This window comes from Myxococcus sp. SDU36 (assembly GCF_030168875.1).
In the GTDB taxonomy this organism is placed as follows: Bacteria; Myxococcota; Myxococcia; order Myxococcales; family Myxococcaceae; genus Myxococcus; species Myxococcus vastator.
The window spans coordinates 5,250,914-5,268,023 of sequence record NZ_CP077414.1; the positions used below are offsets into that span (position 1 = coordinate 5,250,914).

General features: G+C 69.9%; 20 protein-coding genes. 8 read left to right on the forward strand and 12 right to left on the reverse strand.

Annotated features, from left to right (window positions below):
- Positions 1–25: 25 nt before the first annotated feature.
- From KGD87_RS20940 to KGD87_RS20950, 3 genes are all read right to left on the reverse strand, one after another.
- On the reverse strand, positions 26–580 hold the full coding sequence (locus KGD87_RS20940; protein ID WP_284662095.1) for a hypothetical protein: 555 nt from the start codon (positions 578–580) through the stop codon (positions 26–28).
- Between the two features lie 119 nt (positions 581–699).
- A complete protein-coding gene (locus KGD87_RS20945; protein ID WP_284662096.1) occupies positions 700–2,214 on the reverse strand; it encodes a M91 family zinc metallopeptidase in 1,515 nt (504 codons plus the stop codon).
- An 86-nt stretch (positions 2,215–2,300) separates the two neighbouring features.
- Positions 2,301–2,480, reverse strand: coding sequence for a sugar phosphate isomerase family (locus KGD87_RS20950; protein WP_284662097.1), 180 nt, complete (start codon positions 2,478–2,480; stop codon positions 2,301–2,303).
- A gap of 140 nt (positions 2,481–2,620) precedes the next feature.
- On the opposite strand from KGD87_RS20950, the gene KGD87_RS20955 reads away from it, so the two are divergent.
- The 3 genes from KGD87_RS20955 (at position 2,621) to KGD87_RS20965 (ending at position 6,902) form a co-directional block, all read left to right on the forward strand.
- Positions 2,621–4,048 (forward strand): amidase, encoded by a 1,428-nt coding sequence (locus KGD87_RS20955; RefSeq protein WP_284662098.1) that lies wholly within the window; start codon positions 2,621–2,623, stop codon positions 4,046–4,048.
- An 80-nt stretch (positions 4,049–4,128) separates the two neighbouring features.
- Positions 4,129–5,166: a 6-phosphofructokinase gene (locus KGD87_RS20960; protein ID WP_284662099.1), complete on the forward strand. Its 1,038-nt coding sequence runs from the start codon at positions 4,129–4,131 to the stop codon at positions 5,164–5,166.
- Positions 5,167–5,258: 92 nt separating this feature from the next.
- Entirely contained in the window at positions 5,259–6,902 is a 1,644-nt protein-coding gene (locus KGD87_RS20965; RefSeq protein WP_284662100.1) for a long-chain fatty acid--CoA ligase, read from the forward strand.
- A gap of 71 nt (positions 6,903–6,973) precedes the next feature.
- Here KGD87_RS20965 and KGD87_RS20970 read toward each other — a convergent pair whose 3' ends face one another.
- A complete protein-coding gene (locus KGD87_RS20970; protein WP_284662102.1) occupies positions 6,974–7,156 on the reverse strand; it encodes a hypothetical protein in 183 nt (60 codons plus the stop codon).
- A 63-nt stretch (positions 7,157–7,219) separates the two neighbouring features.
- On the opposite strand from KGD87_RS20970, the gene KGD87_RS20975 reads away from it, so the two are divergent.
- Both KGD87_RS20975 and KGD87_RS20980 read left to right on the forward strand, forming a co-directional pair.
- The gene (locus KGD87_RS20975; protein ID WP_284662103.1) at positions 7,220–7,753 is read left to right on the forward strand and encodes an FHA domain-containing protein; all 534 of its coding nucleotides are present in this window, start codon (positions 7,220–7,222) and stop codon (positions 7,751–7,753) included.
- A 197-nt stretch (positions 7,754–7,950) separates the two neighbouring features.
- Complete coding sequence (locus KGD87_RS20980) at positions 7,951–9,177, forward strand: metallophosphoesterase (protein WP_284662104.1); 1,227 nt, start codon at positions 7,951–7,953, stop codon at positions 9,175–9,177.
- On the opposite strand, the gene KGD87_RS20985 is transcribed toward KGD87_RS20980, so the two are convergent.
- From KGD87_RS20985 to KGD87_RS21005, 5 genes are all read right to left on the reverse strand, one after another.
- Positions 9,131–9,802 (reverse strand): class II aldolase/adducin family protein, encoded by a 672-nt coding sequence (locus tag KGD87_RS20985; protein WP_284662106.1) that lies wholly within the window; start codon positions 9,800–9,802, stop codon positions 9,131–9,133. The genes KGD87_RS20980 and KGD87_RS20985 overlap by 47 nt on opposite strands.
- Positions 9,799–10,905 carry an S-methyl-5-thioribose-1-phosphate isomerase gene (mtnA, locus tag KGD87_RS20990; protein WP_284662107.1) on the reverse strand — a complete coding sequence of 369 codons (1,107 nt, stop codon included), beginning with the start codon at positions 10,903–10,905 and terminating at the stop codon, positions 9,799–9,801. Before mtnA ends, KGD87_RS20985 begins: the two co-directional genes overlap by 4 nt.
- Positions 10,902–11,786 carry an S-methyl-5'-thioadenosine phosphorylase gene (locus KGD87_RS20995; RefSeq protein ID WP_284662108.1) on the reverse strand — a complete coding sequence of 295 codons (885 nt, stop codon included), beginning with the start codon at positions 11,784–11,786 and terminating at the stop codon, positions 10,902–10,904. The genes mtnA and KGD87_RS20995 overlap by 4 nt, the downstream gene beginning before the upstream one ends.
- Positions 11,787–11,925: 139 nt before the next feature.
- Positions 11,926–12,177, reverse strand: coding sequence for a hypothetical protein (locus KGD87_RS21000; RefSeq protein WP_284662109.1), 252 nt, complete (start codon positions 12,175–12,177; stop codon positions 11,926–11,928).
- 138 nt (positions 12,178–12,315) lie between these two features.
- Complete coding sequence (locus tag KGD87_RS21005; protein WP_284662110.1) at positions 12,316–13,125, reverse strand: alpha/beta hydrolase; 810 nt, start codon at positions 13,123–13,125, stop codon at positions 12,316–12,318.
- A 41-nt stretch (positions 13,126–13,166) separates the two neighbouring features.
- On the opposite strand from KGD87_RS21005, the gene KGD87_RS21010 reads away from it, so the two are divergent.
- From KGD87_RS21010 to KGD87_RS21020, 3 genes are read left to right on the forward strand one after another with little or no spacing between them, the layout of a single operon-like run.
- Positions 13,167–13,487 carry a hypothetical protein gene (locus tag KGD87_RS21010; RefSeq protein ID WP_284668766.1) on the forward strand — a complete coding sequence of 107 codons (321 nt, stop codon included), beginning with the start codon at positions 13,167–13,169 and terminating at the stop codon, positions 13,485–13,487.
- Positions 13,406–13,987: a hypothetical protein gene (locus tag KGD87_RS21015; RefSeq protein ID WP_284668674.1), complete on the forward strand. Its 582-nt coding sequence runs from the start codon at positions 13,406–13,408 to the stop codon at positions 13,985–13,987. The genes KGD87_RS21010 and KGD87_RS21015 overlap by 82 nt, the downstream gene beginning before the upstream one ends.
- A gap of 19 nt (positions 13,988–14,006) precedes the next feature.
- Complete coding sequence (locus KGD87_RS21020) at positions 14,007–14,204, forward strand: mersacidin/lichenicidin family type 2 lantibiotic (protein ID WP_502888043.1); 198 nt, start codon at positions 14,007–14,009, stop codon at positions 14,202–14,204.
- 114 nt (positions 14,205–14,318) lie between these two features.
- On the opposite strand, the gene KGD87_RS21025 is transcribed toward KGD87_RS21020, so the two are convergent.
- The 3 genes from KGD87_RS21025 to KGD87_RS21035 are packed head-to-tail and all read right to left on the reverse strand — an operon-like array spanning position 14,319 to position 17,079.
- The gene (locus tag KGD87_RS21025) at positions 14,319–14,618 is read right to left on the reverse strand and encodes a hypothetical protein (RefSeq protein WP_284662112.1); all 300 of its coding nucleotides are present in this window, start codon (positions 14,616–14,618) and stop codon (positions 14,319–14,321) included.
- A gap of 8 nt (positions 14,619–14,626) precedes the next feature.
- The gene (locus KGD87_RS21030) at positions 14,627–16,261 is read right to left on the reverse strand and encodes a hypothetical protein (protein WP_284662113.1); all 1,635 of its coding nucleotides are present in this window, start codon (positions 16,259–16,261) and stop codon (positions 14,627–14,629) included.
- The gene (locus tag KGD87_RS21035) at positions 16,258–17,079 is read right to left on the reverse strand and encodes a hypothetical protein (RefSeq protein ID WP_284662115.1); all 822 of its coding nucleotides are present in this window, start codon (positions 17,077–17,079) and stop codon (positions 16,258–16,260) included. The genes KGD87_RS21030 and KGD87_RS21035 overlap by 4 nt, the downstream gene beginning before the upstream one ends.
- Positions 17,080–17,110 lie beyond the last annotated feature (31 nt).

Sequence of the window (17,110 nt, forward strand, 5' to 3'; positions counted from 1 at the left end):
GCGACGCGGCCGCCCCGGCGGCGGATTACTTCGCCGCCTCCGTGGGCACAGGCAGCGGCGCGCTTTCGAGCACGCGCTGCGCGGTGCGCGTCTGGCCGAACTCCGGCACCTCGTAAGCCGTGCCCTGGGAGTCGCGCGCCGCGTGACGCTTCAGCTCCGGCGCGTCTGGCACGTAGCCCACGCGCAGGCGCAGCGCCTTCACCGCGTCGAGCGGGAGCGTCTGCGCCGGCCCGGTGTCATACGGCGACACCGCCGTCAGCGGCAGCGGCAGCACCACGCGCCGGCGCACCGTCTGCCCCGCGTCCACGCGGTGCACGGCGGGCACCTCCGGCGCCTCCACGAGCAGGTTCTCCGGCAAGGGCAGGAGCATCCGCGACACCACCACCTCGCCGCCGCCGCCCAGCGCCACGTAGGCCTTCTCTGGCGCGAGCTGGCGCTGGCCAGAGGGGCTCTCGTCGTACAGGCCCTCCACGAGCCAGAGCGCCCGCGCGCCGCGGTTGTGCACCTCGTAGGAGAGCACCAGCGCCTCCGCGGTGCGCTCCACCGGCTTCACCTTCAGCTCCACGTCCGCCTCAGCCACGCGTGTCCTCCCGCTCTCCATGGGGCCCGCGGCTGCTCGAACACAGCCGAGCAGCAACACGGCGCCCAGGCTCCATCCTATCCACCCGGGCGCGCGCATGCGTCACCTTCGCCGGGGGCTCAGTAGCGCGGACGGGTCGGCAGGTTCAGCTCGTCGCGGAGGTCGTTCTCCGTGGAGCGGTCCGCCTCGATGCGGGGCGTGCTCGGGTCGCCGTCATGGTCATACGGCAGGCCCACCGTGGACTGCTCCACGTTGATGACGCCATCCGTCGAGCCAGGCGGCAGCGTGCCCGTGACGAAGTCCGAGGCGTGAATCAGCTCGTGGAAGAGGCCCACCACGGGCGGGCGGTTCATCCACTCCTCGCCGCCAATCGAGATGCGGGAGGGGTTGTAGTTCACCTGCGAGTCGGTGCCAGGGCCCGGCGTCCCATCCGCGCTCATGTAGCCGTCGTTGAAGTTCGTGGCGCCGGCCGTGTTGCCGCGGTTCGTCTCGCGGATGGTCGTCGAGCGGCCACTGCCATCCAGCCGGGCCAGCAGCGCCTGCCCTTCCGGCAGCGAGCGCAGCGCGTCCAAATCCGACTGCGTGCGCGCCGTGAAGTCCGCGCTGCCCGTCACCGACACGGAGCTGCCCAGCGTGTCCGCGCCGGACATGTCCACCACCTGCCGCGTGTCACCGCTCTCCAGGTTGCGCACGTCGTCGTCGTCCTGGACGTAGAGCTTGTCGTCGCCCGCGCCGCCGCGGATGGTGTCTCGGCCCAGGCCACCGGCAATCGCGTCATTGCCACGGCCGCCCACCAGCGCGTCGTCCCCACGGCCGCCGAGGACCTGGTCATCGCCGTCGCCACCCGACACGAAGTCATTGCCCGCGCCCCCGTCCAGGTAGTCACGCCCGGCGCCGCCGGACATGCGGTCCTCGCCGTCCAGGCCGTACATCACATCCCGGCCCGCGCCGCCGTACATCCGGTCATCCCCCGCGCCGCCGTCCAGGTAGTCGTCGCCGTCCGCGCCGCGCAGCACGTCGTTGCCCGCGCCGCCCCGGATGATGTCGGAGCCCGCGCCGCCGTCCAGCCTGTCATTGCCCGCGCCGCCCGTCAGCGTGTCATCGCCCGCGCCGCCTTCGATGCGGACGTCCTGGGTGACGCTGGCGTCCACGGTGATGGTGTCATTGCCGTCACCGCCCCGGATGATGGCCGTCCGCGCCTGCTCCGCGGTGAGCGTCACCGTGTTGCCGCCCGAGCGCACCTGGAGCCCGCCGTCCGCCGTCTGGGAGACGGTGGCCGTGTCGTTGCCACTGGAGAGGTCCACCACGGTGCGACCCGCCGCGTCGGTGGACACCGTGGGCGCCGCCGCCCGAGTCGTCGGGGGAAGCGTGCCCGACGCCAGGGCCTCCGGCCGCTGCCCCGCGCTCTCGATGAAGCCGCCCGCCTCCGACAGCACCGGCTTGCGCTGAGGGGCCGCCCCGCGCGGCGCGGCGTCGAAGCCGTCGCGGTAGCGCCCGGCGACCGCGTCCTTCACGGCGTTGCCCGAAGGCGCCGGCCTGGCCTCGGCGGGGGCCTTCTGCGCCACCTTGGGCTCCACCGTCCGAGTCTGGGAGGACGACGAGGGACGGGAACCGGCGCTTCCAATCGAGGACATGACGCTGCTCCAGGGGGAATGGAGGGCTGCGGGGCCCTGGGAGGACCCTCTCGAAGGTTATCGCACGTTCACTGCCTGAAGTTTCTTCAGGACAGCGCGCGGGCCGCCGCCGGGTCCAGCCACACCTCGACGTCCGGGTGGAGCTGGAGAAACGACGCGGGGCACCGGGAGGACACGGGGCCCTCCGCCATGCCCCGCACCGCCTCCGCCTTGGCCTCGCCGAAGGCCAGCAGCAGCGCCTGCCGTGCCTGGACGATGCTGGCCATGCCCAACGTGAGCGCCTCCATGGGCACACGCGGCGGCGGCCTCCCGCTCGGAATCGAAGACGCGGATGTGCATGGACCTGAAACATAGGCATGCGCCGGGTGCGCTTCCAGGCCGCGTGAAACATGACAGAGTCGGGGGCATGGACCCCTTTGTCAGTCTCGACGCGACGGCACAGGCGGAGCTCGTCCGGCGCCGGGAGGCCACGCCGCTCGAGCTCGTGGATGCGGCCATTGCCCGCATCGAGCGCCACAACCCGACACTCAACGCGGTCGTCCAGACGCAATTCGACCCGGCGCGCGAGCGGGCCCGGGGGACGCTGCCCCCGGGGCCCTTCACCGGCGTTCCCTTCCTGCTCCAGGACCTGCTCACGGCCCAGGAGGGGCAACCGCTCACCCACGGCTCGCGCTTCGGGAAGGACTCCGTTCCGGACCAGGACAGTGAGCTGGTGAAGCGCCACCGGCGCGGCGGCCTGGTGGTGCTGGGCAAGACGAACACGCCGGAGATGGGCCTGCTGCCCACCACGGAGGGTGAGCTGCACGGGCCCTGCCGCAACCCCTGGGACACCTCGCGCTCTCCGGGCGGAGCCAGCGGCGGCGCGGCGGCGGCGGTGGCCAGCGGCATGGTGCCCTTCGCCCATGCGACGGACAGCGGCGGCTCCATCCGCATCCCCGCCGCAGCCTGCGGCCTCTTCGGCCTCAAGCCCACCCGGGGCCGCAACCCCATGGGCGGCGACATCGCGGACGCCTACCACTGGCTCGTCACCGAGCACGCCCTCACCCGCTCCGTGCGAGACAGCGCGGCGCTGCTCGACGTCACCTGCGGCGCGGACGCCGGGACGCCGTACCAGGCCCCGGCCAAGGCCCGGCCCTATACCCAGGAGGTCAACACGCCCCCGGGCCGCCTGCGCATCCGCGTGGCCGTGCGCAACGCCATGGGCGCCGCCATCCACCCGGAGTGCCTGGCCGCCATCCACGCCGCGGCCCGGCTCCTGGAGGACCTGGGCCACATCGTGGACGAGGGCAGCCTGGAAGTGCCCGGTGATGACGCGGTGGGCCAACACTTCATCACCGTGTGGACCGCGGGCGTCGTCTTCGGCATCGACGCGCTGGCCGAGCGGCTGGGACGCAGCCCGGAGGCTTCGCACTTCGAGCCCTTCACCTGGGCCCTCTACCAATACGGCCTGGACCAGGGCCTGTCCGCCTATCTGCGCGCCAGCGCGGAGCTGCAGCGTCACAGCCGCGCGGCGCTCCGTCACTTCGACGACGTGGACGTCTGGCTGATGCCCACCCTCAACGAGCTCCCGCCGCCGCTGGGCAGCTTCGCCTCGCCACCGGGTGAGCCCCTGGCGCCGCTGCTCCGCGCGGCCGCCTTCGCCTCCTACTGCCCGCTGGCCAACACCGCGGGGCTGCCCGCCATGAGCGTGCCACTCCACTGGAGCGCGGACGGCCTGCCCGTGGGCGTTCAGTTCATGGGGCGCTTCGGGGATGAAGCCACCTTGTTCCGGCTCGCGGGCCAGTTGGAGGCGGCCCGCCCCTGGGCCCGGCGGCGTCCAGCGGTGTTCGGGTAGACGGCTGGAAGGTCCCCAGGTGAGCGCTCGGGCAAACTTGGACATCGCGTCTGGCGCCGGGCGCGATAGAACGTTTCTCCATGAAAGTCGCCGTGCTCACCGGCGGGGGCGACTGCCCCGGCCTGAACGCCGTCATCCGCGCCGTCGTCCGCCGCGCCAACGCCCACGGCTTCGAGATGATGGGCCTCCGCGATGGTTGGAAGGGGTTGTTGGAGGACAGCCACTTCCGCCTCACGCGTGAAACCACGTCTGGCATCCTCCACCGGGGCGGCACCATCCTCGGCACCTCGCGCGTCAACCCGTTCAAGGTCGAAAACGGGCTGGAGCGCGTCAAGCGCGCCATTGAACGCAACGGCATCCACGCCGTCATCGCCATTGGCGGTGAAGGCACGCTGTCGGCCGCCACGCGCATGTCGCAGGAAGGGCTGCGCATCGTCGGTGTGCCGAAGACCATCGACAACGACATCAACGCCACGGACTTCACCTTCGGCTTCGACACGGCCGTCTCCATCGCCACCGAGGCCATTGACCGGCTGCACTCCACCGCGGAGTCGCACAAGCGCGTCATCGTCTGCGAGGTGATGGGCCGTCACGTGGGCTGGATTGCCACCTACGCGGGCATCGCCGGCGGCGCGGACGTCATCCTGGTGCCGGAGATTCCCGCCGACCTGGCGAAGGTGGCCGAGCACATCCAGCGCCGCCACGCGGGCGGGCGCACCTTCTCCATCGTCGTGGTGGCGGAGGGCACGCGCATCAAGCTGTCCTCGGACCAGCAGGAGCAGCTCGTCACCAGCGGCGCGCTGGACGAGGCCGGCAGACCGCGGCTGGGCGGAGTGGGCACCATCCTGGCGCACGAAATCGAGCAGCGCACCGGCTTCGAGACGCGCGTGTCCGTGCTGGGCCACATCCAGCGTGGCGGCGCGCCCACCCCGCATGACCGCGTGCTGGCCACCCGCTACGGCGTCCACGCCTGCGACATGGTGGCCCGCGGCGAGTTCGGGAAGATGGCCGCGCTGCGAGGCAACGACATCATCAGCGTGGACCTGGCCGACGCCACCCGCGAGCTCAAGCGCGTCCCGCAGGAGTTCTTCGAGGTCGCCCAGGTCTTCTTCGGCTGACGCGACGCGGCATCCCGGAGCGTGGATGAAGCACGGGTCCGCGCTCCGCTAGCATCGGCCCTTCCTCACGCCGTCCACAAGGAAGGGTGCCGATGCTGCCAGGCCGCATGATGGATTTCCCGCTCACGCTGAGCCACTTGCTGGAGCGCGCGCGGACGTTCTACCCGCGCTCGGAAATCGTCAGCCGAAACCCGGACAAGTCGCTGCACCGCTACACGTACGCGGACTTCCACGCGCGCACGTGCCGGCTGGCCAACGCGCTGACGCGGCTGGGCGTGAAGGCGGGGGACCGGGTGGCCACGCTGAGCTGGAACCACTACCGGCACCTGGAGGTGTATTACGGCGTGCCGTGCATGGGCGCGGTGGTGCACACGCTCAACCTGCGCCTGCACCCCAATGACTTGGGCTACATCGCGCGGCACGCGGAAGACTCCGTGGTGGTGGTGGACCGCTCGCTGCTGCCGCTGTTCGAGAAGTTCAAGGACGCGGTGCCTGGCATCCGCCACGTCATCGTGGTGCCGGACACGGGCCCCGCGCCGGAGGGGACGCTGGACTACGAAGCGCTGCTGGCAGCCGAGTCCCCGGCCTTCGACTTCCCGCAGCTCGATGAGAACTCCGCGTCGATGCTCTGCTACACGTCGGGCACCACGGGCAATCCGAAGGGCGTGCTCTACAGCCACCGCTCCACCGTGCTGCACGCCCTGGCGTGTTGCATGACGGACGTGACGGGCATGCGCGAGGCGGACGCGGTGATGCCGGTGGTGCCCATGTTCCACGCCGCCGCGTGGGGGCTGGCCTTCGACGCCGTCCTCACGGGCGCGAAGCTGGTGTTCCCCGGGCCGCACCTGGACCCGACCTCCCTGCTGGACTTGATGGCCGCGGAGAAAGTCACCATGGCGGGCGGCGTGCCCACCATCTGGATTGGCATCCTTGCGTTGCTGGACCAGTCGCCGAACAAGTGGGACCTGAGCAGCATGCGGTCCATGCTGATTGGTGGCTCGGCGGCGCCTCCGTCGCTGATTGAGGGCTTCCAGCAGCGGCACGGACTGGAAGTGGTCCACGCGTGGGGCATGACGGAGATGAGCCCGGTGGGGACCATGGCGAAGCTCAAGGGGCCGCTGCGGCAGGCGACGCATGAGGTGAAGTCCTCGGCGCGGGCGTCGCAGGGGTTCGCGCTGCCCTTCGTGGAGACGCGCGTCGCCAGCGACGACGGCACGCTGCTGCCCTGGGATGGGGAGACGATGGGCGAGCTGGAAGTGCGTGGGCCCTGGGTCGCCTCGTCCTACTTCAGCGACGAGGGCGAGGACCGCTTCACGAAGGACGGCTGGTTCAAGACGGGCGACGTGGTGACCATCGACTCGCAGGGCTACGTGCGCATCTGCGACCGCAGCAAGGACGTCATCAAGTCGGGGGGTGAGTGGATTTCGTCCGTCGCGCTGGAGAACGCGCTGATGGCGCACCCGGCGGTGCTGGAGGCGGCCGTCTTCGCCGGGAAGCATCCGAAGTGGGATGAGCGCCCGCTGGCCGCGGTGGCACTGAAGGAAGGACAGCAGGTCACGAAGGACGAGCTGACCGCGCACCTGACCGGCCAGTTCGCGAAGATGTGGCTGCCGGACGACTATGTCTTCGTCCCGCAGGTGCCACGCACGTCCACCGGCAAGTTCCTCAAGACGAAGCTGCGTGAGGACTACGGCGACCACCTGCTCAAGAACCTGAAGCCGGACGCCGCGACGTAGGCCTGATGCGCGAGACGACGCGCTCGCCGAAGCCGCCTCGCGCATCCGCGGAGCCAGCGCCTGCCTGGGTGCTAGTTACCACCCAGGCAGATGCCGTCGCAGGTGACCTCCACCTGAGCGTCCGGGCGCAGGAACCGGTCCACCTGTTCGCGTCCGGCATCGTCCTGGCGCACGCCCTCGTGAACGGGATTGTCGGCGGCCGGCAGGTCCGCGAACGTTCCAGGCAGCGGCGGCCCCCGACAGACGGTGGACACTCCGCGGGGGAAGGACGCAGTCCGGCGCCAACTTCGTGCAACGCGGTTTAAGGTGCGGGCACCATGCCGTCCGTCAAGCAACTGCGCCCGTTCGCCCTGGCAACCCTGGAGGCCTTCCTCGAAGCATCCGGCCGCGTCGTGCTGGTCCAACAGCCTCCCGAGCCCGTCTTCCAACAGGTGGCCATGCGGCTCGGCGAGGCACGCACCGTGGGCATGGCCCACCGGACACGGCTCGTGGACCGGCTGCTCGTCATGCTCCGCGGGTTCGATACCCTGGAGGTCCACTTCCTCCGGCCGGAGGCGGAGGGACAGGCGTTCACGGTGGGGCGCATCGAAGGCTGCTCCCTGGTGGTGCCCGACCCATCCGTGTCCAAGCACCACGCGACGCTGAGGTGGCACCCCCAGGCCGGTGACTGCTCGGTACGTGACGTGGGCTCCATGAATGGCACCTGGGTCAACGCGTCCTCGCTGGGGCCGGACCAGGAGCCGATGCTCAACGACGGCGATGCCCTGGCCTTCGGCGATGCCCAGTTCCTCTACCTGCGCACGGAGACGCTCCACGCACACCTGCGGATGGCCAGCCCCAGCCGGGACTGATCGGTGAGGAATGGGACACCCACCCCAAGCGTAGAGGGGCCATCCAGGGAGCGGCCCGGCAGCAGACCTCTCCACCGCCTGATTGCCCACACGCCCGCCAGATGACTGCCCTGCCCCTGTCCTTCAGCCACTTCCTGCGGCGCATGTCGCCCGCCCCGGCTATGACTGCTCCCCTTCACGCCAAGGGAGCACCGTAAATGGGCAGGCTGCTGTTCCTCCTCGTCTTCAACGTCGGCGCCTGGGCCGTGCTCCGGTCCCTGTGGCCCGGCCTGCTCCGGAAGGGGCGCCTGGGCGTCTTCGCGCTGGGGACCTTCCTGTCCCTGGTGGCGTGGCTCTACTCCGCGGTGGCCGGACGGCACGCGCAGCTCCCCGTGGGGGATGCGGCCCTGCGCGTCTTCTCCGTGGGCTGGTCCGTCGCCATCATCATGATTGTCCTCATCGGCGCGCCCTTCCTCCTGCTGCGCAGGTGGCTGGACCGCCCCGCCCGCCAGGAGCCTCCCCGCACCGCGCCCCAGGCCACCCCCGCCCCACCGGTGAACCTGGCGCGCCGCAACCTGCTGACGAACGCTGGCCGCGCGGTGCCGCTGCTGGCGGCCGGGACGAGCTCGGTGGGGCTCGCCAACGGCTACACGCAGTTCTCCGTCCGCGAAGTCGACATCCACCTCCCTGGCCTGCCCCCGGCGATGGACGGGTTCCGCATCGGCCAGATTACGGACGTCCACGTCGGCACCTTCATCGACACCCAGTACCTGCAGAGCGCCGTGCAGGCGATGAACGACGCCAAGGTGGACCTCCAGGTGATGACGGGGGACCTCATCGACGACCTGGACCAGCTCGACGGCACCATGGCGGCGCTGTCGGAGTGCGAGGCCCGCCACGGCATGCTCGCCATCCTGGGCAACCACGAGCACTGGCGCGGCCTGGGGGCCATCCGCCAGGCCTACGCCGACGTGGAGGCGCGCGGCGGCCCCGTGCGCCTGCTGGTGGACGCGTCCCATGCCTTCGAGCACGCCGGCCAGCGCGTGCGCGTGGTGGGCGTGGACTACCCGATGTCCGGCCGCAGTCACCGCGTGAAGGCGGAGCGCATGCAGCAGTCCGCGGAAGCCAGCTTCCGGGACGTGGCGCCCGAAGAGGTGGTGCTGTGCCTGACGCACCACCCGGACTTCTTCCCGCTCGCGGCCGAGCGCGGCGCCCGGCTAACGCTGGCCGGCCACACCCACGGCGGACAGGTGGCCTTCCTGGGCGTCCCGGCCTTCTGGTTCGCCTTCAAGTACATGCTGGGCCGCTACCGCCAGGGCGACCACCAGCTCTACGTGTCCGGCGGAACGGGGCACTGGCTGCCCTTCCGCATCGGCGTGCCGACGGAGGTGACGGTCCTCACCCTTCGCGCGACGGGGGCGTCGGCTGCTGGCCGTACGTCTTGAACTTCTCCAGGACGCGCGCCATCTCCGCGCCGTCCAGCAACACCGGCTCGCCCACCTGGAGCGCCCGCCAGTACATGGCGGCCAGCGTCTCCACCTCCACGGCCAGCTTGAAGGCCGCCGGGAGGTCCCTCCCCAGGGCCACCATGCCGTGGTTCGCCATCAGGCAGGCCTTGCGGCCCTCCAGCGCGGCCAGCACGTGGGCCGCGAGCTCCGCCGTGCCGAACGTGGCGTAGGGCGCGCAGCGCACGTCCGTGCCGCCCGCCGCGGACACCATGTAGTGGAAGGCGGGAATGTCCCGGTGCAGGCACGCCAGCGTGGTGCAGAACATGGAGTGCGCATGCAGCACCGCGCCTACCTCCGGCCGCGCGGCCAGGATGTCCAAGTGGAGCTGCCACTCCGACGACGGACTCCGGCGGCCCTCGTGGCTGCCGTCGAAGCGCATCAGGACCAGGTCCTCCGGCACCAGCGCGTCGTAGTCCATGCCGGTGGGCGTCAGCAGGAAGCCGTCCTCCACGCGCACGCTCAGGTTGCCGGAGGTGCCCTGGTTGAGCGCGGACGCGTTCATCCGCCGCGCGGTGGCAATCATCGACTCGCGCAGGGCGAGGTGCTCGCACGCACCGCTCATTCCGCCCTCCCGCGCCGCTCCGGGAAGAGCGACAGCAGCCCTTCGTGCGAAGCCGGGCACACGCCGCGCTCGGTGATGAGCGCCGTCACCAGCCTCGCGGGCGTCACGTCGAAGGCGTAGTTGGCGGCGGGGCTCCCCTCGGGGGTAATCCGCACCGTGGCCACCTCGCCCGACGCCAACCGTCCGGTGACGTCGCTCAGCTCCGTGCCGTCGCGCTGTTCAATCGGAATCTCACGCACCCCGTCCCGCAGCGTCCAGTCGAGGGTGGGCGATGGCAGCGCCACGTAGAAGGGCACGCCGTTGTCCTTCGCCGCCAGCGCCTTGAGGTAGGTGCCAATCTTGTTCGCCACGTCACCCTGGGCCGTGGTGCGGTCCGTTCCGACGATGCACAGGTCCACGTGTCCGTGCTGCATCAGGTGGCCCCCCACGTTGTCCGCGATGACGGTGTGTGGGACGCCGTGCTGCCCCAGCTCCCAGGCCGTGAGCTGCGCGCCCTGGTTGCGCGGGCGCGTCTCGTCCACCCAGACATGCACGGGGAGGCCCGCGTCGTGCGCCTGGTAGATGGGCGAGAGCGCGGTGCCGAAGTCCACCGTGGCCAGCCAGCCGGCGTTGCAGTGCGTGAGCACCTCCAGCCGGCCCTGGCGGCCCTTGCGCGCCCAGGCCGCCTCCAGGAGCTTCAGGCCATGCGCACCGATGGCGCGGTTGATGGCCACGTCCTCGTCGCTGATGGCCTCGGCGCGGCGAAGCGCGGAAGCCACTCGCTCAGCGGGAGGCAGCGGCGCCAGGAGCTGGCGCATGTCGTCCAGGGCCCAGTGCAGATTCACGGCTGTGGGACGCGTGCCCCGCAGCACCGCGAGCGCGTGCTCCAGCGCGCCGTCCGAGGCCTCCGCGCGCATCGCCAGCCAGACGCCATAGGCCGCGGTGGCACCGATGAGCGGCGCTCCGCGCACCTGCATGCTCCGGATGGCATGGGCGGCTTCATCCAGCGTCGTCAACCGCACGGTGACGAGCGCATGCGGCAGCCGCGTCTGGTCAATGGCCTCCGCGGCCTGTGCGTCCGGCGCCAGCCAGAGGGAGCGCATCGGCTTGCCATGGACCTTCATCGGCGCAGCACCCGGCCCGCCACCGCGGACAGCTTCTCCACCATGCCAGCGTCCCAAGCCGTGGGCGCGGTGATGATGGCGTGGTCCAGCGCCTTGTGGCAGCCCTGGGCACAGGGGCCGGTGTGCGCCCCGAGCAGCGGCACTACATTCTTCACCAGCCCCTTCGCCTTGCCCGCGTTGCCCAGCAGCACGGAGACGACCTGGTCCACCGTGACGGCGTCATGGTCCGGATGCCAGCAGTCGAAGTCGGTGACCATGGCCACCGTCGCGTAGCAGAGCTCCGCCTCCCTCGCGAGCTTGGCCTCCGGCATGTTCGTCATGCCGATGACGTCACACCCCCAGCTCCGGTACAGGTGGCTCTCCGCGATGGAGGAGAACTGCGGTCCCTCCATGGCCAGGTACGTGCCGCCCCGCCGCGCGACGACGCCCAGGCCCTCGCACGCGGAAATCACCGCGTCCCCCAGCCGCGAGCACACCGGCTTCGCCATGGAGACGTGCGCCACCAGCCCCGTGCCGAAGAAGCTCTTGTCCCGGGCGAAGGTCCGGTCGATGAACTGGTCCACGACGACGAAGGTGCCTGGTGGGTATTCCTCGCGCAGGCCCCCCACGGCGGACAGCGACAGCAGGTCCGTCACCCCGCTGCGCTTGAGCGCGTCGATGTTCGCGCGGAAGTTGATGTCCGTCGGCGCCAGCCGGTGGCCTCGCCCGTGACGCGGGAGGAAGATGACGCGGTGCCCTCCCAGCGTGCCGAAGCACAGCTCGTCCGAGGGCTCACCAAAGGGGGACGTCACCTTCTTCCATTCGACGTCCGTCAGGCCATCGATCTGGTACAGGCCACTGCCGCCAATGATGCCGATGACGGGCGCGGTGGGGTTGGACATGCGGCGGGCTCCCGGTGGACGCCGGCACAAGGACCGCGCCGACGGCAGGGAGCGTAGGAGTCGCGGTGGCCCCGGGCAAGCCAGAGCGCTGTCCTGTCCGAGCACTCATGAGGCCGTTCGCCCTCCCCGCCAATGGCGCTCACCAGGGCGTGACGTAACACGCCACGTTGCCGTAGCCTCCGTCCCCATACGGGCAGTCGGAAGGACACTCCGACATGTACTCCCTGCAGCACACGCCGTCACCACAGACGGGGTCTATCAGGGACAGGGAGTCGGTGCTGGGGGCGGCCTCCTCCGAGAGCGCGTCGCCTTCGCCAGCCTCCGGGACGGGCCCGCAGGCCAACAGGAACGCGGCACTCAACGACACCACCACGGCCATGACGCTTCGCATGGGGATTTCCTTTCAGTCGAGCGGGAGCTGAAGCGCCCACCAGTCTTCCACCCGGCTCCCAATGAAGCCAGACATCCGCATGCCGCTGTCTGACCGAAGACAATGACAGACAGCGTCAAGACCAACCGACTCCGCCACTCAAGGTTCTCCCAGCGCGAACGACGCCATCCGGTGTCTGTAAACCTTTCCAGCGTCTTCGAGGACATCGTTGTGCCCCGCCCCGGCCACCGTCTCCAGCACGGCTTGGGGGAAGAGCGTGCCCAGCCGGCGTCCCATGTCCACGGGGATGAGGGTGTCCTCCTCGCCGTGGATGATGAGCACGGGGAGCTTCACGGCGGCGGCCTTGGACGCGGTGTCATACCAGTCCCGGGCCAGCAGGCGGACGGGCAGGAAGGGAAAGGCCGTGGCCCCGAGGTCCGGGATGGACGTGTACGGACTCACGAGCATGACCCGGGAGCCGTGCCCCCGCCGTGCCATCTCCACCGCCACGCCCGTCCCCAGGCTGCGGCCACTGAGCACCGTCTGCTCGGCGGTCACGCCCTTCGCGCGCAGCCACGCGAGCGCCGCGTCCGCCGCGGCGTAGATACCCTCCTCCGTGGGACGGCCCGGCGACGCGCCATAGCCCGGGTACTCGACGGTGAGGAAGCCCAGCCCCCGCGCTTGCATCAAGGTGCCCAGGCCCATCTGCGTCAGCACCTGCTCGCCGTTGCCGTGGAAGTGCACCACCGTGGGCGCGCCCGGAGGCGCTGGCAGGTGGAACAGGTCCACGTACAGGCCTCCCTCCAGCGGCAGGCGGCTGAAGCCGTCGCCTTCCGCCAGCGGCGGCGTCCCCTTGGGGGCCGGGTAGAGCAAGGAGCGTTGCAGCGCGAACATCGCCACGCACAACACGAGGTAGCTTGAACCGAAGGTGGCCAGGGTGAGGATGAGCATGCGGCGCAGCCGAGGCATCGGCCCAGCCTGCCGCAGTTCGCGACGCAGCGCGACGGCGGATGGGGACGCTCGCGGTGGAGCTGCGCATCGCCCAGCTCGAAGGACGGCTCCAGGGAGACACGCCCGAAGCACACTTCCAGGACTTCGCCCAGCAGCTCCGGCGACGCGACGTGGCGCTCGACTTCCACCGCCGCTACCCGGTGCTCGCGCGGCAAGCCGTGGAGTCCATCACCGCGTGGGAAGCCACCGGCGTGGAGCTGATGAAAACCTCATCGCGGTGGGCGAGCACCCCGTCCTGGTGGATTTGGAGACGCTCTTCCATCCGCACACGCTCGCGGCCCCCATGCGGGACGTGGAGAAGCAACCCGGTGCGGTGCTGAACGAAACGGTGCTCAAGAGCGGGCTGCTGCCCCAACCCGCCTGGCGCTCGAAAGACGGCACGGACCAGCTCCGCTTCGAACGGCGGATGGAGATTCAGGGCGCGGCGAATCGTCCTCGACTGGAGGGACAGGACGTCTCCGTATCCCTTCCGAGCGGGAGGAACTGCAACGCGGCGACATTCCCCGCTTCACCGCCCTGCCCGGCTCGAAGGACCTGTGGTCAGGCGCGGGCCGCCACCTGCCCGGCTTCTTCGACGACTCCGGCCTGGAGCGGGCGCGACGGCGCCTGGCAGGGCCGTCGCCGGATGACCACGCGCGGCAGCTCGCCTTGCTGCGAAGCACGCTCGACCGGGTCCGATTGGCGGCGAGCCCGGGCACGCGCCCCCGCTATCCGTTCCGCGAGACGCCCGAACCCGCGCATCCAGACGCACTGCTGGCGGCGGCGCGACGACGCTGGCATGCACGGCGGACAAGAACCACATCCTCCGCGCCTGGCGTGACGCCGACTACTACGACAGTCTGTCTGAAGCGGAGCGCGCCGCGCTTCCGGCCAGCCCAGCGTCCGTCATGGAGCTGGAGGATGCGACGCTGGCGTTCATCACCGGCGGCGATGCCGAGGCCACCTGCCCCGCCACCCCACGCCCTACGAGCTCACCTGCCTCTATACGAACTGCGGGCGCATTGCCTGCTGCCGCTGAGCGACGGGACGTGCGCTGACGCGGAAGGGCCTTGGCGGCTCGACGTGAATACGGACGTGGGCCGAGCCGTGGAGCGGCGGAGGAATGCCGCTCCACCGCTCGGACCAGGGACGGGCCCGGATCCGCGTTAGCATCAAGTGCCGACCGTCGCGGTGTCGGAGTCCTTGTCCCCATCAGGAATCGTCGCGGTCAGCGTGACGATGCTGCCAGCGGGCGCGCTCCCCCAGTTATCCACCGTGAAGGTTCTCAGGACGCCACCGGGAATCTGGAAGGTGATGCTTGCCTGAGCAGCGCCGCCATCGAGCCCGAAGTCCCGAGACTGGTTGCCGACCTTGAAAGTGACGGTGACGTCGCCAAGGGTCTTTCGCATCACCTGAATGGGAAATGAAGCACCGCTCTTGAGGAACGGCTGGACGATATCGATGACCACCATGACGCCTCCTAGCGAGGAGCAGGCTCTGACCCCGTGCTCTTGAGCTGTACCGGCACCGCAATGCCAAAAAGCCCCATCATCTCGACGGCCTTGGCCGCATCGAGCGTCACGCCCAGGAAGCCGTCGAACTGCCAACCCCGCGTCTCCTGGTTCTCGAAGAACAACGTCCCTCCACTGAGCTTGAAGGGAGCCAGCGCCTGCCAGCTCAGGCCCAGGAGGAATCCCGGTCCGCCCCGTCGGCGAGCATCGTCATGGTTGTCCGCCGTCACCGCCGCGATGCCAATCTCCGCGGAGAACGAACGAACAAAGCTGCTCTTGCTGAACCAGAACTGCTCATCGCCCCGGAGGCAGCCCAGCACGGGGCACACGGAGACCGCGACGGGGTACACGAGGTCATTCAGCCCCGTGAGGTAGACCGCCCCCGAGGACAGCGAGTACCCCCGCCGCTCTGCCTCCGCTTCCAGGATGTCCGAGCGGATGTCCGCCAGTTCGGAGGTGACCGCGATGACCGCCGCTACCTCGTCCACGCGGGCCTGGAGCGCGGCCTCCACTCGGTCAACGGCCCCCAGGTGCTGTGCGAACGTGAGCAGGCTGCCCGCGGAAGCCAGTGCAGTCAGCGTCTCCTCGGCGCAGCCAACCTTCTTGCCTCGCTCTTGAGCAGCGCCCAACGCGCCGGACGCCTCCGAAAGCGCTTCGCCCGAAGCGGAGCCTCCGAGGCGCTTCGCCTGGGTGATGACGGGAGAGAAGAGCTCCTGGCACGGGTTCTTGGCGGGAGCGCCTCCTGCGCCTGCCTCGGCGCCGACTGGCGGTGTCGAGCTGGCCGGCGCCTTCGCCACCGACGCGGCCTTCTCCAGGCAGCGGGTGGCCGTGCTGATGAGCGCCTGAGGCGCATCACCGAGAGCCTCCTCCCCGAGCAGCGTCACGCAGGTCTTGGCTCCCGTCTGCGCCAGCCCGAGCAGCTTTGGCGCAAGCAAACCCGTTCTGGCTTCCCGCAGTGCCGTCTCGTTGAGGAGCCCCAGTGTCGCATCGGTCGGCACCCAGCGCTGGGTGGCCGGCTCCTGCGTGAACCCCAGCCCCTTGAGCAGGGTCGGGAGGGTCCGGGTGCCGTCCCTCAACCGAGCCTCCTTGAGCAACGCGTACTTGTTCTCCTCGGGGTTGATGGAGAAATGCGCCTTCCACGCCTCGCCGTGCGTACGAAGTGCCTGAGTGATGCCCTCCACCAAGGCCCGATCGAACGTCTTCAGCTCCGCCTTGAGTTCCTGCCGCACGGCGTCCGACGGCTCGAAATAGAAGGTGAGCGAAACGGTAACCTTGTCACCCGGGAGCGCGCGGTCCGCGATGTGGACCAACCAGGAGGTGGCATCTCCGAAGACCTCCGCTTGCCGGGGTTCACCCTCCCCTATCCTGTAGGTCGCCTGGAGCCGGGTGTTCTCCCCCCGGAAGGGGTCCACGCGCTTGGGGCATCGAAGGGAGTATCCCCGGGTGCCACTCTCGAATGTCCGGCACAGCGCGGGCCCCAGGTTGGCGCGGCCTGATGCATCAGCCGTTCCATTCCCGGCGGCCACGGCCTCATTCGAGAGGAGCAGCATCGCCGCGGGGAGGAACCTCACCAGCCGGTGCGGAATCATGCGGAAGCGGCTCATGGCGTGGGCTCCTCGGCGGGGAGAATCTGGATGTCGAACTTGCCAATCCGCGAGGCAGACCCAGTGCCTCCGCTTCCGACCAATCCGAAGCGCACCTGCGCGGTCGTGGGTGTCGTCACGGCGCCCTTCAGACGGACCTCCCACCAGACCACACCGTCTGTCACCATGCCCATGACGATGTTCGCCGTGGTCGTGCGTGTGGAGCGAGGCTGCGCCGCATCTTTCTCCATCAGCGCCACCGGCGAATCCACCCCGCCAAAAACTTCCGCGTAGATGTCCAGGTTGTTGATGGGCCGCGACTGGTCATCCACGGCCTGCACATAGACGGATTGCGCTTCGGTCTCTCCCACCTTGAAGACAACCGGCTCCGCTGGAAAGGGCGTCAGCTGGACCTTCGAGATATCAGGGACGACCTCCACCGTGACCTGGGTCAAGTTGGAGGGGGGTGACGCATCCGGCTCCCCGGGTTGCTCTGGCCGCACGAGTGAAGCGGCGAGCTGTGCAACGCCATACGGCGCGTCGGGCTTCACCCGGAACCGGAGGCGTGCGGCGCCTCGCAGACCGGTCTCCGCATCGAAGCCCGTGGTGCGGACCAGGGGACCGGAGTCTTGCGCGTCCAGGAGCTCGAAACGCGAGTCATCGAGTTCGAGAAACAGGATCTGGACGTCGTCCACCGCATACGTGTCGTCATTCAGCGCCTGAACGACCAGCACGCCCTCCTGCTCGGGTCGCAGCTTGAGGGGCTGCTCGGCGGGGAGACGCGTCACCAGCGTGCTCGCTGGCGCCGAGCGGTCCTCCACGCATGCCAGGAGCGCCATGACGGGAAGCAAAGCCAACCACCGGCTGAGG